This window comes from Empedobacter sp. R132-2, assembly GCF_030324375.1.
GTDB lineage: Bacteria > Bacteroidota > Bacteroidia > Flavobacteriales > Weeksellaceae > Empedobacter > Empedobacter falsenii_B.
Map to the genome: position 1 here is coordinate 1 of NZ_JACAGG010000089.1, position 619 is coordinate 619.

The following is a 619-nucleotide window of genomic DNA, read 5'->3' on the forward strand; positions in this document are numbered from 1 at the left end:
AGTTATTTTTATAAATAGTTTGATTTTTAATTAGAGCATAAATCCGATGAATAATTTTGTTTCTCACAGCGTTTAAAACAGCCATTTTATTTTTACCTTGTTCAACTTTTCGATGATAGTAAATCGCCAAGTCATTTTCTAACCGAATAGCACTCATAGCTGCTAAGTGCAATAGTTTTTTCAACTCTTTATCTGCCATAGTTGATACTTTTGGTCTTCGTTTTATAGATGTTCCAGACTGAAAATCAAATGGAGCTACTCCTGCATAACAAGCCATTTGTCTTGGCGTATTTATAGTTGTAAAACCATCTGTTTTTATCAACATATTAAATGCTAAAACTTTTCCTACTCCAGGGATTGATTGTATTCTTTTATAATGATCGTAAAGTTGTTCATCTTCACAAATTAGCTGATAGATTCTATCTTCTATTTCATTAATTTGTTTCGTTAATATATCGATGAGTTTAGTGTTTAAACGCAATACAGCTTTATCCATAGTTGGTTTTAAGAATTGATCGTCCTATGTTTGAGCTAATAATCCTGCTCTTATTTTAACTCGATGTTTTCTTTCAGCATTCAATAGTTTAATTTTTTCAATGACCTTTGAATTAGGTTTCCA

Annotated in this window: 1 protein-coding gene; it reads right to left on the minus strand. The window is 30.2% G+C overall.

Annotated features, from left to right (window positions below):
- On the minus strand, positions 1 to 496 hold a 496-nt coding region (locus HXZ69_RS15255), incomplete at its 3' end, for a transposase (protein WP_286496468.1).
- Positions 497 to 619 lie beyond the last annotated feature (123 nt).